Source organism: Streptomyces pseudoechinosporeus, from assembly GCF_054783935.1.
The window spans coordinates 522,825-536,973 of record NZ_BAAGPS010000009.1 but is presented as its reverse complement, the minus strand read 5'-3'; the positions used below and the strand labels follow the sequence as shown (position 1 = coordinate 536,973).

13 protein-coding genes and 1 pseudogene are annotated in these 14,149 nt (G+C 71.6%); 8 read left to right on the top strand and 6 right to left on the bottom strand.

The window, feature by feature from the left end:
- Positions 1-74 precede the first annotated feature (74 nt).
- Positions 75-413, top strand: coding sequence for a DUF4326 domain-containing protein (locus ACYVO6_RS13930; protein ID WP_461060895.1), 339 nt, complete (start codon positions 75-77; stop codon positions 411-413).
- 15 nt (positions 414-428) lie between these two features.
- On the opposite strand, the gene ACYVO6_RS13925 is transcribed toward ACYVO6_RS13930, so the two are convergent.
- Positions 429-1,199 carry a DeoR/GlpR family DNA-binding transcription regulator gene (locus tag ACYVO6_RS13925; RefSeq protein WP_461060893.1) on the bottom strand — a complete coding sequence of 257 codons (771 nt, stop codon included), beginning with the start codon at positions 1,197-1,199 and terminating at the stop codon, positions 429-431.
- 191 nt (positions 1,200-1,390) lie between these two features.
- Between ACYVO6_RS13925 and purB the strand changes: the two genes are divergently transcribed.
- Together purB and mug are read left to right on the top strand one after the other, a co-directional pair.
- Entirely contained in the window at positions 1,391-2,833 is a 1,443-nt protein-coding gene (purB, locus tag ACYVO6_RS13920; RefSeq protein ID WP_461060891.1) for an adenylosuccinate lyase, read from the top strand.
- Between the two features lie 44 nt (positions 2,834-2,877).
- Positions 2,878-3,375 (top strand): G/U mismatch-specific DNA glycosylase, encoded by a 498-nt coding sequence (mug, locus tag ACYVO6_RS13915; RefSeq protein WP_461060889.1) that lies wholly within the window; start codon positions 2,878-2,880, stop codon positions 3,373-3,375.
- A gap of 173 nt (positions 3,376-3,548) precedes the next feature.
- Here mug and ACYVO6_RS13910 read toward each other — a convergent pair whose 3' ends face one another.
- Both ACYVO6_RS13910 and ACYVO6_RS13905 read right to left on the bottom strand, forming a co-directional pair.
- Complete coding sequence (locus tag ACYVO6_RS13910; protein WP_461060887.1) at positions 3,549-4,274, bottom strand: ABC transporter permease subunit; 726 nt, start codon at positions 4,272-4,274, stop codon at positions 3,549-3,551.
- A 2-nt stretch (positions 4,275-4,276) separates the two neighbouring features.
- A complete protein-coding gene (locus ACYVO6_RS13905) occupies positions 4,277-5,209 on the bottom strand; it encodes an ABC transporter ATP-binding protein (protein WP_461060885.1) in 933 nt (310 codons plus the stop codon).
- 108 nt (positions 5,210-5,317) lie between these two features.
- On the opposite strand from ACYVO6_RS13905, the gene ACYVO6_RS13900 reads away from it, so the two are divergent.
- From ACYVO6_RS13900 to ACYVO6_RS13890, 3 genes are all read left to right on the top strand, one after another.
- Entirely contained in the window at positions 5,318-6,481 is a 1,164-nt protein-coding gene (locus tag ACYVO6_RS13900; RefSeq protein ID WP_461060883.1) for a sensor histidine kinase, read from the top strand.
- 191 nt (positions 6,482-6,672) lie between these two features.
- Complete coding sequence (locus ACYVO6_RS13895) at positions 6,673-7,341, top strand: response regulator transcription factor (RefSeq protein ID WP_461060881.1); 669 nt, start codon at positions 6,673-6,675, stop codon at positions 7,339-7,341.
- Positions 7,342-7,440: 99 nt separating this feature from the next.
- On the top strand, positions 7,441-8,598 hold the full coding sequence (locus ACYVO6_RS13890) for an ROK family transcriptional regulator (RefSeq protein ID WP_461060879.1): 1,158 nt from the start codon (positions 7,441-7,443) through the stop codon (positions 8,596-8,598).
- Between the two features lie 69 nt (positions 8,599-8,667).
- On the opposite strand, the gene ACYVO6_RS13885 is transcribed toward ACYVO6_RS13890, so the two are convergent.
- Together ACYVO6_RS13885 and ACYVO6_RS13880 are read right to left on the bottom strand one after the other, a co-directional pair.
- On the bottom strand, positions 8,668-9,429 hold the full coding sequence (locus tag ACYVO6_RS13885; RefSeq protein ID WP_461060876.1) for a GntR family transcriptional regulator: 762 nt from the start codon (positions 9,427-9,429) through the stop codon (positions 8,668-8,670).
- A gap of 194 nt (positions 9,430-9,623) precedes the next feature.
- Positions 9,624-10,523: an RNA polymerase sigma-70 factor gene (locus ACYVO6_RS13880; RefSeq protein ID WP_461060875.1), complete on the bottom strand. Its 900-nt coding sequence runs from the start codon at positions 10,521-10,523 to the stop codon at positions 9,624-9,626.
- 196 nt (positions 10,524-10,719) lie between these two features.
- On the opposite strand from ACYVO6_RS13880, the gene ACYVO6_RS13875 reads away from it, so the two are divergent.
- Positions 10,720-11,589, top strand: coding sequence for an alpha/beta fold hydrolase (locus ACYVO6_RS13875; RefSeq protein WP_461060874.1), 870 nt, complete (start codon positions 10,720-10,722; stop codon positions 11,587-11,589).
- Between the two features lie 60 nt (positions 11,590-11,649).
- Here ACYVO6_RS13875 and ACYVO6_RS13870 read toward each other — a convergent pair.
- Positions 11,650-12,483: pseudogene (locus tag ACYVO6_RS13870) on the bottom strand (DMT family transporter); the annotation flags it as partial.
- Positions 12,484-12,530: 47 nt separating this feature from the next.
- On the opposite strand from ACYVO6_RS13870, the gene pdxR reads away from it, so the two are divergent.
- Positions 12,531-14,075, top strand: a complete 1,545-nt coding sequence (pdxR, locus tag ACYVO6_RS13865) for a MocR-like pyridoxine biosynthesis transcription factor PdxR (protein ID WP_461060872.1) — start codon at positions 12,531-12,533, stop codon at positions 14,073-14,075.
- Positions 14,076-14,149 lie beyond the last annotated feature (74 nt).

Genomic DNA, 14,149 nt, shown 5'->3' with positions numbered 1-14,149 from the left:
AAGGGCCGGTGGCGTGCGTCGCCTGCGCGCCGGATGATCGGAAGCGTCGCCGGGCAACGCGAAGGGAGCCTCGCGTGACCACCACCGTGATCAACCTCAAGGGCCATATCCAGGAATTCGGGCCCCGCCTGGAGAACGCCCCCTCGGACCTCGTGTACGTCGGCCGCCGCTGGATCAGGGGCGGCTGGGACCTCCCCGAGCACCCGCTCAACAACCCGTTCGTCCCCGACACCGCCAAGAAGAAGCACAACGGCACGCGCGCCGAGGTCATGGCCAAGTACCGGGCGTACCTCCTCGAACGCCCCGACCTCCTCGACCTGGTGCCCGAACTGCGCGGCAAGACCCTGGCCTGCTGGTGCGCTCCGGAGCTGTGCCACGCCGACATCCTGGCGGAGCTCGCCGACGCGCCTTGACCGCGCTCGTAGCCGTTATCCGTTGCCCGTGGTCGGAGTCGTCCGGACCACTCGCACGCCCGCCTCCTCCAGTGCCGTACACGTCGCAGCGTCCGACGAGGCGTTGGTCACAACGACGTCCAGGTCCTCGGGACCGCAGATCTTCACCATGCCCGTGCCGGGGAACTTGCTCCGGTCGGCGAGGAGTACGACTTTCTCGCCGGCGGCGATCATGGCGCGCCGGGCGGGAACCTCGCCGGCGGTGGTGTCCATGACCTGGCCTCCGGAGCGGACACCACAGGCGCCCATGAAGAGCCAATCGGCCTGCACATGACGGAGGTTGTCCTCGGCCATGAAACCGTCCGTCATGCGCGACTCGCGTATGACCATGCCGCCGAGAAGCATCAGTTCGATGGACTCATCCTGGACGAGTTCCTCGTACACGACGAGATTGTTGGTGATGACGGTGACTCGGCGCCCGTGCAGTTGGCGGGCCAGCCGGTGGACCGTCGTGCCGGAGTCGAGGATGACCGACTGACCGTCCTTGATCATCGTGGCGGCCCGGGCCGCTATCGCGTCCTTTTCGGGCACCTGGACTTCAGCGACCTCGGCGAAAGGCGCCGGGTCCTCCTCGATGACCGCTCCCCCATGGACGCGGGTGAGCAGCCCGTAATCCTCCAGCTTCAGGAGGTCACGGCGGACGGTCGCCGCACTGGCGCCCAGCTGGTCCGCGAGGTCGGCCACGGTGGCGTGGCCGCCGGATCGCAGGGCCCGCAAGATGAGTTGGTGTCGATGTTCAGCCAGCACGCAACCGAACACTACACGTCACGCCCAGACACAACTTGCTTGCTTTTCAGTGGACTTGGAGCAACTCGCGGGCAGCGAGGCGCAGCGTCGCCCGGACCCCGAGGGCGGCGGGCGTGGCGTCTCTGACCTGCGCCTTAGGGACTGCGCCGACGTGCATGGCCCGCTCCGGGCGACGGGTAAACTCCGTACACGTGACTCCCGCGCCCGTAAAGCCCCGTATCCCGAACGTCCTCGCCGGCCGCTACGCCTCCGCCGAGCTCGCCGTCCTGTGGTCCCCCGAGCAGAAGGTGAAGCTGGAGCGGCAGCTCTGGCTCGCCGTGTTGCGGGCCCAGAAGGATCTCGGGATTGAGGTGCCGGATGCCGCACTCGCCGACTACGAGCGCGTGCTCGACGAGGTCGACCTGGCCTCGATCGCCGAGCGCGAGAAGGTCACGCGGCACGACGTCAAGGCGCGGATCGAGGAGTTCAACGATCTCGCCGGGCACGAGCACGTCCACAAGGGCATGACCTCGCGTGACCTCACGGAGAACGTCGAGCAGCTGCAGATCCGGCTCTCGCTGGAGCTGATGCGCGACCGTACGGTGGCGGTCCTGGCGCGGCTCGGCAAGCTGGCCGGTGAGTACGGCGAGCTCGTCATGGCGGGCCGTTCGCACAACGTCGCCGCCCAGGCCACCACCCTCGGCAAACGCTTCGCGACCGCCGCCGACGAGCTGCTCGTCGCGTACGGCCGGGTCGAGGAGCTGCTCGCCCGTTACCCGTTGCGCGGCATCAAGGGCCCGGTGGGCACAGCCCAGGACATGCTCGACCTGCTGGGCGGCGACGCGGCAAAGCTCACCGAGCTGGAGCAGCGCATCGCCCAGCACCTCGGCTTCGCGCAGGCCTTCACCTCCGTCGGCCAGGTCTATCCGCGCTCGCTCGACTACGAGGTCGTCACCGCCCTGGTGCAGATGGCCGCGGCTCCGTCCTCGCTCGCGAAGACGATCCGCCTGATGGCCGGGCACGAGCTGGTGACCGAGGGCTTCAAGCCCGGTCAGGTCGGCTCCTCGGCGATGCCGCACAAGATGAACACCCGCTCCTGCGAGCGCGTCAACGGCCTGATGGTGATCCTGCGCGGCTATGCCTCGATGACCGGCGAGCTCGCGGGCGACCAGTGGAACGAGGGCGACGTCTCCTGCTCGGTGGTGCGCCGGGTCGCGCTGCCCGACGGCTTCTTCGCGCTCGACGGACTGCTAGAGACGTTCCTCACCGTCCTCGACGAGTTCGGCGCCTTCCCCGCTGTCGTCGCGCGTGAGCTGGACCGCTATCTGCCGTTCCTCGCGACGACGAAGGTCCTGATGGGTGCCGTACGGGCCGGAGTCGGTCGCGAGGTCGCGCACGAGGCCATCAAGGAGAACGCCGTCGCCTCCGCTCTCGCGATGCGCGAGCAGGGCGCGGAGCGCAACGAACTGCTCGACAAGCTGGCGGCGGACGGGCGTATCCCGCTCGACCGGCCCGGACTCGACGCGCTGATGGCCGACAAGCTGTCCTTCACGGGTGCCGCCGCCGGCCAGGTTTCCGCAGTCGTCGGCCGGATCGAGGAGATCGTCAAGCAGCACCCGGAGGCGGCGGGTTACACGCCGGGGGCGATCCTCTGACCCGCTTCACCCCCGCGGACCTGGAGGCCGCCCGTGACCGGCTCGTGCCGGATGTCGTCGCGGACGGCCTCCGCGTTCTGTTCTGCGGCATCAACCCCGGCCTCATGACGGCCGCGACCGGCCACCATTTCGCCCGCCCGGGCAACCGCTTCTGGCCGGTCCTGTACCTCTCCGGTTTCACACCTCGGCTGCTCAAGCCTTCGGAACAGGGCGAGTTGCTGTCGTACGGGCTCGGCATCACCAACGTGGTGGCGCGGGCGTCCGCGCGAGCCGACGAGCTGACCGCGGACGAGTACCGGGAGGGCGGGCGGCTGCTGAGCCTGAAGGTGGCGCGGCTGCGTCCGCGCTGGCTTGCGGTGGTCGGCGTCACCGCGTACCGGGCGGCCTTCGACAACCGCCGGGCCCAAGTGGGGCCGCAAGAGCGAACGATCGGTGACACACGCGTGTGGGTGCTGCCCAATCCCAGTGGCCTGAACGCGCACTGGACGGCGGAGACGATGGCGGAGGAGTTCGGGCGGTTGCGGGTGGCCGCGCAGCACTAGCCGTTCACGGCGGGGCTGTCTCGGTGCCCACGTCCGACCGGCCGTGCTCCACGGGAAAAGGGCGGGAGCACAGCTCAACGATCGTGGCGAGTTGCTGCGCGAGGGTCATGAGATCCGGTGAACCCGGCGGCACTGACAATGGGTGGCCCCGTCAGCCGTGACTCAGCCGCTGTTCAAGCGTCCCGGCGGCGAACACTCCAGGCACCCGCCACCAGCGCCGCCCCTGCCCACACCCCCGTCACCGCGAGCCCCGTCCACGGCCCGAGGGACCCCTCCGCCGTCTCGTGCAGGACCACCTGTCCCGCCTTGTCGGGCAGGAAGTCGGCGACGGTCCCGGACACTCCTCCGATCACGAACGACACGAGGAGCAGGAACGGGACGAGGATGCTCAGCGTGGCGACGCCGCTGCGCAGCAGCGCGGTCAGCCCGGCCGCGAAGAGGGCCATCAGCGCGAGGTAGAGCCCGCAGCCGACGACACCCCGCAGTCCCTCGCCCCAGCTCAGCCCACTCCCCCAGTCGCCGAGGACTGCCTTGCCCACGGCCAGGCTCACGAACCCGGTGACCAGCCCGACGGCCAGGGCCGGTACGCCGACAGCGACCGCCTTGGCCGCGAACCACCGCCCCCGATGAGGCACCGCGGCCAACGAGACCCGCAGCGCACCGCCCTGGAACTCCGACGAGACGGCCTGCGCGCCGAACGTGATCGCCGCGATCTGCCCGAAACTGACGCCGAAGAACGCCGAGAACAAGGGGTCGAAGTCCTCGTCCGAGGAGGCGTCGAGCCCGGCGATCGCGGAGAAGGCCGCCGTGACGAGTACGACGGCGGCCAGTCCGGTGACGAGGGACCGCAGCGTACGGATCTTGAGCCACTCGGAGTGGAGTACGGGTGCGAACGGCACGGTCAGGCCTCCTGCGGCTGCGTCGGGGACTGGGCGGCGAACTCGGCCTCCGTGGCGGTCAGATCGAGGTACGCCTGCTCCAACGTGCCCTCCTCTGCGGCGAGTTCCAGGATGGGCACTCCTGTGCCCGATGTGAGGCGGCCGATGTCGTCCACGCGCGCGTGGTGCACGACCCACCGTTCGTCCTCACCCTCCACGGCGTCGTATCCGTGCCGGGCGAGCAGCTCCCGAAGTGCCGCACCGTCGCTGGTGCGCACGCGTACGCGTGGCTGCACGCGCGCGTGGATGAACTCCCGCATCGGCATGTCGGCGAGCAGGCGTCCGCGACCGAGGACGACGAGGTGGTCGGCGAAGGACGCGGTCTCGTTCATCAGGTGGCTGGAGACGAGCACGGTGCGGCCCTCGCGGGCCAGTCGGCGCATCAACTCCCGGATCCAGATGATGCCTTCGGGGTCGAGCCCGTTCGACGGCTCGTCGAGCAGGACCACCGGCGGGTCTCCCAGGAGCGCGGCGGCGATGCCCAGGCGCTGGCGCATGCCGAGGGAGTACGTCCTGACGCGGCGGCGGGCGACCGAGGCGAGCCCCGCTTCTTCCAGGACCTCGTCCGCGCGGCGCTCCGGGAGGCGGTTGCTCGCGGCGAGCACGCGCAGATGGTCCCGTGCGGTGCGCGCGCCGTGCGCGGCCTGCGCGTCGAGCAGGGCGCCGACGTGGCGCAGCGGCTCGTCGAGAGTCGCGTAGGGGCGGCCGCCGATGGTGGCGGTGCCGGACGTCGGCCGGTCCAGGCCGAGCACGAGCCGCAGGGTGGTGGACTTCCCGGCGCCGTTGGGACCGAGGAAGCCGGTGACCCGGCCCGGCTCGACGCTGAAGGTCAGCCGGTCCACGGCGCGAGTGCGGCCGTACTCCTTGGTGAGGTCTTGGACGTCGATGCTGGTCATGGCCCAAGACTGGCCGCAGGGAGGGAGCCCGGGCCTCCCCCGCCCGGGGATACCGTCTCCCTCGCTCGGGGGAAGCTCGTTGTCAGTGGCGGCTGCCACCATGACGGAATGGCCCGCCTGCTGCGCCCGCTGATCCGCGGGACGACGTACACCCGCCTGCTGCATCTGTGGATTCCCATGCTGTTCGTCAGCGTGTGGATGTTCATCGACCAGACCACGCCGTGGGTGCCCGCGCTGATGCTGCTTCCGGTGGCGCTGATCCCTGCCGTGCGCCTGGGCGAGGGTGTACAGGCTCAGTTACTGCTGACGCCTGGCGAACGGGGCGGCCAGGACGCGTCGATCACGGTCGCGCCGTCGGCCACCTGGCGGGACCGGCTGCGGACAGTGCTGTGGCTGGAGGCTCGCATGGCTCTCGGGGCGGTGGCGATGGGGGTCAGCGTCTGGCTGCCGGTGCTCGCATTGGTGCTGGCCCAACTCTCGTTCGGCCAGGTGCCGGACGACATCTGGGTCCTCTCGCAGGCGCACCCCCACTGGGCATTCGCACTGCTCGTACCGTTACCGCTGATCGCCCTCTACGGCGCGGTGGTCGGTCTCGGCGAGCTGATCACGGCCATCGCTCGCCGCCTCCTCGGGCCCTCGGCCGTCGAGCGGCTGACCGCCCTTGAGGAGCGCACCGAACGGCTCCTGGAGCGCACGCGCATCGCTCGTGAGCTGCATGACTCGATCGGTCACGCGTTGACGGTGGCGGTGGTGCAGGCGGGTGCCGCGCGGGCGGCGGGCGATCCGGAGTTCACCGACCGGGCCCTGGGCGCCATCGAGGACACGGGCCGGGCCGCGCTGGAGGACCTGGAGCGGGTGCTGGGCGTGCTGCGCGAGTCGGAGCGGCCCGCGAGCCGACGCCCGACGCTGGCCGAGGCCGACCGGCTCCTGGAGTCGGCACGCACCTCCGGGGCGAAGGTCGACGCCGAGGTGACGGGCGCCCTGGAGACCGTGCCCGGTCCGGTCTCGCGCGAGGGCTATCGCATCCTCCAGGAGTCGCTCACGAATGTGCTGCGGCACGCGGGGTCCGTACCCGTCCGGGTCCGTATCGCGGTCGAGGACCAGGCCCTCTCCCTGGAGGTGCGCAATCCGCTGACGGCTGCGATATCCGGGCCCGGCCGGGGCAGCGGTCTGCGGGGCATACGGGAGCGCGCGGCGCTGCTCGGCGGCCGTGCGCGGACCGGCCCGGACGACGGCGACTGGCAGGTGCACGCCGAGCTGCCGCTGCGCTGACCTAGGTCCTGTCGTCAAACTCCCGTCGTCCGCCCGGAGGGCGGGCCCTGCGGCGTCAGGTGCGTGCTCTCGGCGCGCCGGGCGCAGGCCCTCGTACTGGACGTACTTGGGTCTGTGCCCGGTGCGGCGAGAGTGCGTGCATGGCGTCGCGGGGCAGACGGGAGTTTGACGACAGGACCTACGCTGGCCGGATGCCGGTCACCGTTCTGCTCGTCGACGACGAACCCCTCGTACGAGCGGGACTGCGTGCCGTTCTGTCGGCGCAGCCCGACATCGAGGTGGTCGGTGAGGCGGCCGACGGTGCCGCGGTGATCCCTCTGGTGCGGCAGCTGCGCCCGGACGTCGTCGCCATGGACGTACGCATGCCGCTCCTGGACGGCATCGAGGCCACGCGCGCGGTGCTGCGGACCGTCGACCGGCCGCCGAAGATCCTCGTGGTGACGACCTTCGAGAACGACGAGTACGTGTACGAGGCGCTGCGCGCGGGTGCCGACGGTTTCCTGCTGAAGCGGGCGCGGCCCGCGGAGATCGTGCACGCAGTGCGGCTGGTCGCGGAGGGCGAGTCGCTGCTGTTCCCGGCGTCGGTGCGGCAGCTGGCCGCCGAGTACGGGGACGGTGACGGTCGTGGGAATCCCGCGGCGCGGGCGGCGCTGGAGCGGGCCGCGCTGACCGAGCGCGAGGCGGAAGTACTGCGGCTGATGACCCGGGGCTTGTCGAACGCGGAGATCGCCCAGCGGCTGGTGGTCGGGACCGAAACGGTGAAGTCCCATGTCAGCGCCGTACTGGCGAAGTTGGGGGCGCGGGACCGGACGCAGGCGGTGATCGCGGCGTACGAGTCGGGATTCGTGGCACCCGGTTGATCCGGGGCAGGTGAGAAGGGGCTCGTGTCAGGCACTCGCCGGGTCCGGCCGTGCCGAGTACGATCCGGCCAACACGCGCACGAGCTGGGAGGACATACGTTGGGGCAACTGACCGGCGGGGATCCCTCTCTGCTGCGGAGGATCAACTCCGCGGTGGTGCTGCACGCGCTGCGGGCCACGGACTTCGCGACTCTCACCGAGATCACCCGGGTGACCGGACTGTCCCGGCCCACCGTCGAGGGCGTCATCGAGGGGCTCGTGGCAGGCGGCCTCGTCGTCGAGACCGCGGCCGAGGAGGGCGCCGCGCGACGCCAGGGGCGGCCCGCGCGGCGGTACCGGTTCCGGGCGGAGGCGGGTCATCTGCTGGGGCTGGAGATCGGCTCGCACCGCGTCGCCGCGCTCCTCGCGGACCTGGACGGCCGGATCCTGGGCACGATCGCCAAGGACGTCTGTGAGACGGCGTCGGCGGACGAGCGGCTTGAGCGGCTGCGTACCGCCGTCGCCGAGCTGCTGCGCCAGGCCGGAGTCGCGCGCGGCTCCCTGCGCGCCGTCGGCGTGGCCACGCCCGGCATCGTCAAGGCCGACGGCACCGTGCGCCTGGGCGCGGCGCTGCCGGAGTGGACGGGCCTGCACTTGGGCGAGCGGCTGCGGCGCTCCTTCAAATGCCCGGTGCTTGTGGAGAACGACGCCAACGCGTGCGCGGTCGCCGAGCACTGGAAGGGCGCGGCCATCGACTCCGACGACATGGTGTTCGTGCTGGCCGGGCTGAGTCCGGGCGCCGGGTCGTTGATCGGCGGGCGGCTGCACCGGGGCTATGGGGGCGCGGCCGGCGAGATCGGCGCGCTGCATCTGCTGGGCCGTGAGGCGACTCCGGAGACGCTGCTGTCCACGACCGACGAGCCGCTGCATCCGCTCGACGAGCAGGCGGTCGCGGAGGTCTTCGCGCAGGCGCGTGAGGGCGACCAGCGGGCCCGGGCGGCTGTCGACCGCTTCATCCAGCGCCTGGTGCACGATGTGGCGGCGCTCGTCCTGGCCCTTGACCCGGAGCTTGTCGTGGTCGGCGGCTGGGCGGCGGGGATCGACGGCGTACTGGAGCCGCTGCGCAAGGAGTTGTCGCGCTACTGTCTGCGACCGCCTCGGGTGGCCCTGTCGGTCCTGGGCGAGGCGGCTGTGGTGATGGGGGCGTTGCGGCTCGCTCTCGATCACGTGGAGGAGCAGCTGTTCGCGGTGGAGGGGACGGTTACGGCACGGCGGTGAGGCCTGGCCGCGCGATCCGCCGCGCCCTGGAGCCGTCCAGGGCGCGAGCCGTCCCGTGGTGCCGGGCCCTCAGGACGCCCGGCGCTCCGAATCGTGGTGGATCTCCACCCCGCCCGTGTCGCCGAACGTCAGCCGGCACGTGTCGGCGCGGTACGTGGCGACCGAGACCGCCGCGGTCCGGCCCTCGGCGTAGAAGCGGGTGGTGACAACGAGGACGGGGGCGCCGGGGAGGCGGTCGAGTTCCTTGGCGTCGTCCGCGCGGGCCGAGCCGAGTTCCACGGCGCGGTCCTGGGACTCCAGGTCCAAGTGCTGGAGTTCGCGGAGCACCGCACGCGCGCGTGCGGCTCCCGAGGGCGCGTCGATGGCGGAGAGGGCGGGAACCGAGGAGACAGGGACGTAGAGCAGTTCGGCGGCTACGTGCTGGCCGTGCGTCACGCGGGAGCGGCGTACCGTGTGCACCTTCTCCTCGCGGCCGGTCTCCAGGATGTCGGCCACCGCCGCGGGCGGAACCGCCACCGTGCAGTCCACGAGCTGCCAGGCGTCACCGGCCGCGCCCGGCCACGCGTGCTGCTCGGAACCCACGGCCACGCCCATGCGGGGCGGCGCCACGGTCGTGCCGACGCCGCGGCGGCGCTGGAGCCGGCCTTCGAGTTCGAGCTGCTCCAGGGCCTGGCGGAGCGTGGCCCTGGCGACTCCGAACCGCGCGGCGAGATCACGCTCGTTGGGCAGGATCTCACCCACCGAGAACTCGGAGTCCAGTGCCTCACTGAGGACGGTCTTGAGGTGCCAGTACTTGGGCTCCTGCACCGTATCCAACTGCGTGGTCCCCACCCTGTCCTCCGCAATCGCCGTGACCCGGCAGGCTTTCAGCGCCCTTGTTTATTAAAGGTTCTTGCACTATCTCCTGCGACCATAAGACGGCCCCCATCCTTGGTCAAGACCAATCCGCGATCGAGGCGGTGCCTTCCGGCCATGGGCCAGGCCCGTTGGACACGGGCCTGACACGGCCCTCACACAAGCTGGACTCAGGCCTTTCCGACGTCGGCCAGCGACAGCAGCTTGTCCGGGTTGCGCACGATGTAGACGCACTGGATCCGGCCGTCGGCGACGTCCAGCTGGAAGACGCTGTCGGGCTTGCCCGCGGACAGGACGAGCAGCGCGGGGCCTCCGTTGAGTTCCACGAAGCGGAACGTCGCGTCCTGGATGCCGCCGCCCTGCCGGGCGGCGCCGATGACGAAGCGGCTCACCTTGTCGGCCGACTCGATCGCGCGCAGCGGCGCCTTGACCCGGCCGCCGCTGTCGCCCACCAGGCGTACGTCCGGGGCCAGCAGGGACAGCAGCCCCTCCAGGTCGCCCTCGGTCGCCGCGGCGATGAACCGTTCGGTGAGTTCGCGTTGCAGCGCGGGGTCGACCTCGTAGCGCGTCCGCCTCTCGTCGACGTGCTTGCGGGCCCGCCCGGCCAGCTGGCGCACCGCGGGCTCGCTGCGGTCGAGGGTGGCGGCGATGTCGGCGTACGGAAATCCGAAGGCCTCCCGGAGGACGAACACCGCGCGTTCCAGGGGTGACAGGGACTCCAGGACGACGAGGACGGCCAGCGAGACGGAGTCGGCGAGCACGGCCCGCTCCGCCGCGTCCGGGACGGTTTCGGCGAAGTCGGTGGCGTACGGCTCGGGCAGCCACGGTCCCACGTAGGCCTCGTTGCGCGACTGGATCTGGCGCAGCCGGTCGATGGCGAGGCGGGTGGTGATGCGTACGAGGTAGGCGCGCGGTTCGCGCACCTCGGCGTGGTCGGCGCCGGACCAGCGCAGCCACGCCTCCTGGACCACGTCCTCCGCGTCGGCCACCCGGCCGAGCATGCGGTAGGCGACGCCCATCAGGACGGGACGGTGCTCTTCGAAGACCTCGGTCGCGGTGTCGGTAGTCACGGCACCATCCCAACCGACGCGTCGGACCGTGTCCAGGCGAGCGGAGGCCAACCCGGTGGCGCGCGGAACGCGTTGAGGGGCGTACGGCCGTCAGGTTGGCATCGCTGGGGGCTACCGGCGGGTAGTAGTTGCTGACAAACTGTCTAGGAGACGGTCGTGTGCACGTCCGCCCTGTCCCGAGACGAGGAGCAGTCCCATGTCCGCCCCGGTCAGCCACCCCGTCCCCGCCTCGCGCGGCCCCCAGTCCGTGACCTTCCCCGTCCCCTCTCCGCTCGGCCCGCGGTCCGTCACCCTCGCGTACACGCGCGTGGGCAGCGGCGAACCGCTTCTGCTGCTGCACGGGATCGGCCACCACCGGCAGGCCTGGGACCCGGTCATCGACATCCTGGCCGTCGAGCGTGACGTGATCGCGGTGGATCTGCCCGGCTTCGGCGAGTCCCCCGCGCTGGCCGACGGGCTCGTCCACGATCTGTCGACGATGAACGCCGCGCTCGGCGCGCTGTGCCAGGCGCTGGAGATCGAAAGGCCGCATGTGGCGGGCAACTCGCTGGGCGGGCTGCTGGCCCTGGAGCTGGGCCGCGAGAAGCTCGTACGGTCCGTGACGGCGCTGGCGCCCGCGGGGTTCTGGTCGCCCATCGAGCGGCGGTACGCCTTCGGGGTCCTGCGGGGGATGCGGCAGACCGCGCGCCGTATGCCGTTGCCGGTGGTCGAGCGGCTGTCGCGTACGGCGGCCGGGCGCAGCGTGCTGACGAGCACCATCTACGCCCGCCCGGGCCTGCGTTCACCCGAGGCGGTCGTCGCCGAGACGCTCGCGCTGGCCCATGCCCAGGGATTCGCCGAGACGCTCCGGGCCGGCACCGCCGTCCAGTTCACCGACGACATCCCCGGACTGCCCGTCACGGTGGCGTGGGGCATGCGGGATCGGCTTCTGGTGCGCCGTCAGGGGGTCCGTGCCAAGTACGTCATCCCGCGCGCCCGGCTCGTGCGGCTGCCCGGCTGCGGACACGTCCCGATGAACGACGACCCGGCGCTCGTCGCACGCGTCATCCTCGACACCAGCCGCTGAGACGGCAGCCGCTGACCTCCGCGCCCGAAGCCTCAACGCGCCTGATCCCAGGGCGACTCCGGCGCCCACCAGGGCACTGCCCGCGGCCTGGGCCGGCCCGTAGGAGCCCGTGCCGACGAGCGGGGCGGTGCAGGCGGCGGCGACGGGGATGAGGCCGGAGAAGAGGGTGGCGCGCTCCGCGCCGATCCGCTGCATGCCCATGTACCAGCAGATGAAGCCGATGACCGTGACGATCACCGCCTGCCACAGCAGCGCGGCGAGTTCGGTGGTGTCGGGCGTACGCAGCCACGCGCGGCCCTCGACGATCAGCCCGGCCAGCGCCGACTCGACCGCTGCGAGCCCGCACACCGTGGCGGCCAGCAGCCGAGGACCGAGCGGCCGCAGCACGGGCACGGCGAGGACCGCGAAACCGACCTCTCCGAAGAGCGCGCACACGGAGAAGGCAATGCCCGCGCCGTCGGTGTGTCCCCAGCCCTGGACGGTGAAGGCGCCCACGGCCACGATCAACGCGCCGTACAGGACGGGGCGTTGGGGCCGACGGCCGTCCAGGAGAGGCATGAGTACGGCCACCAGCACCGGGGCGCAGCCCACGAAGACTCCCGGAACCGCCGGCTCCGCGGTGCGTTCGGCGGCGAGCACGGCGAGGTTGAAGCCGACCATGCCGACGGCCGCGACCAGCGCGAGCCGTATCCACTGTCGTACCGTCAGCCCGCGCAGGGGCGCCATGCCGCCTCGGCCGACCAAGGGCAGGAGCAGCAGACAGGCGAGGCCGTAGCGCAGGAACTGGCCGCCCGCGTACGGGTATTCGCCCAGGACGCTGTTGGCGGTGAAGGAGCCTCCGACAAGGACGCAGGCCAGGGCGGCGAGCAGGGAACCGCGGGTGGTGGCGTTCATGGAGGCGACGCTATGAACGCCACCGGTCCGGTTTAAGGTCCACTTTCATGACGCCATCGGGGACCAATTCGAGTCGGCCTCCGGATACGCCCGGATCAGCCTCGGGTCCGTCCGGATCATCAGGTGCGTCCGGATCAGCGGCCTGGGCCGCCGCCTGGGAGCTGCTGCTGCCGGTCGCCTCGGCACCGGCACGCGCGCGTGGACGCTCTTTGCAGGCCGCGTTGCGGGAGGCGGTCCGCTCGGGGCGGCTCGCGCCCGGCACCCGGCTGCCCTCCAGCCGTGAACTCGCCGCCGATCTCGGGGTGTCCCGGGGGCTGATCACCGAGGCGTACGAGCAGTTGACCGCGGAGGGCTATCTGCGCAGCGACCGGGGAGCCGGAACGTGGGTCGGCGGCGCCGTCCGGGCCGCCGGCCCACGCGCGCGTGATCTCGCGCCCCGCTCCCCCGGTGCCCGCGTCGACTTCCTGCCCGGCACCCCGGATCTGGCGCTCTTCCCGCGCGCGGCCTGGGCGGCCGCACAGCGCGGAGTACTGGCCGAACTGCCGCACCACGCGCTGGGTTACCCCGATCCGCGCGGGCTGCCCCGGCTGCGTACGGCCCTCGCGGAGTTGCTGGCCCGGCGCCGTGGCGTGGTCGCGGACCCGGAGCGGGTGCTGGTCGTCTCGGGCGTGGCGCAGGCGACGACGCTGCTCGGTTTCGTGCTGCACGCGCGCGGGGTGCGTGCCGTCGGTGTCGAGGACCCCGGCACACCCGAGCACGGCGCGCTGTACACCTCGGCCGGCGTCCGCACCGTACCGCTGCCGCTGGACGACGAGGGGCTGGCCATCGGGCCGCTGCGGGAGTCGGGCGTACGGGTGGTGGTGACGACGCCCGCCCACCAGTTCCCCTCAGGGATCGCATACTCCGCGCGGCGCCGGGCCGAGCTCCTCGACTGGGCGCACTCCGTGGACGGGCTCGTCGTGGAGGACGACTACGACGGGGACTTCCGCTACGACAGGGCGCCGGTCGGTGCCCTTCAGGGACTCGATCCGGAGCACGTCGCATACACGGGGTCCGTCAGCAAGTCGCTGGCACCAGGGCTGCGGCTCGGCTGGCTGCTGGTGCCGGCATCGCTGACCGAGGAGGTCGTCGAGCGCAAGCGCACGATGGATCTCGGCAATCCGGTCGTCGACCAGGCGCTCCTCGCCCGTTTCATGGAACGCGGCGACTACGACCGGCAACTCCGGCGCTGCCAACGCGCGTACAAGGAACGGCGCGACACCCTTGTGGCCGCTCTGGAGGAGCACTTTCCCGGCACACGAGTGTCCGGGATCGCCGCCGGGCTGCACGCGATCGCCTCGCTGCCGGGGCGGTACGGGCCGCCCGAACGGTTCTTGGCATGTGCGGCTGCGGCGGGAGTGGCGGTGCGCCCGCTGACGGACTTCGCGTACAGCGACAGCGGCAAGACTGAAGGCGGCGTGGTGCGGCTGGTGTTGGGGTACGCGCATGTGTCTCCGGCGCGTATCAGGGAGGGGGTGCGGTTGATGGCGGGGGCGGTTGATGGCGGGGGCGGTTGGCGCCTGACGGTCTCTTCACCCCGCCGCCCATGCTGACACCGGCCCGTGCACACCAGTTCCCCAGTCGCCGCGGGCAGTTGTTCACTTGCGGTTTGTGTGTGCGCTGTGGT

Bases quoted from the DNA above. Each gene is read 5' to 3' on its own strand.
- ACYVO6_RS13905 (WP_461060885.1), bottom strand. From the start codon at position 5,209: ATGACCAGCATCGACGTCCAAGACCTCACCAAGGAGTACGGCCGCACT.
- ACYVO6_RS13900 (WP_461060883.1), top strand. From the start codon at position 5,318: ATGGCCCGCCTGCTGCGCCCGCTGATCCGCGGGACGACGTACACCCGC.
- ACYVO6_RS13895 (WP_461060881.1), top strand. From the start codon at position 6,673: ATGCCGGTCACCGTTCTGCTCGTCGACGACGAACCCCTCGTACGAGCG.
- ACYVO6_RS13875 (WP_461060874.1), top strand. From the start codon at position 10,720: ATGTCCGCCCCGGTCAGCCACCCCGTCCCCGCCTCGCGCGGCCCCCAG.
- pdxR (WP_461060872.1), top strand. From the start codon at position 12,531: ATGACGCCATCGGGGACCAATTCGAGTCGGCCTCCGGATACGCCCGGA.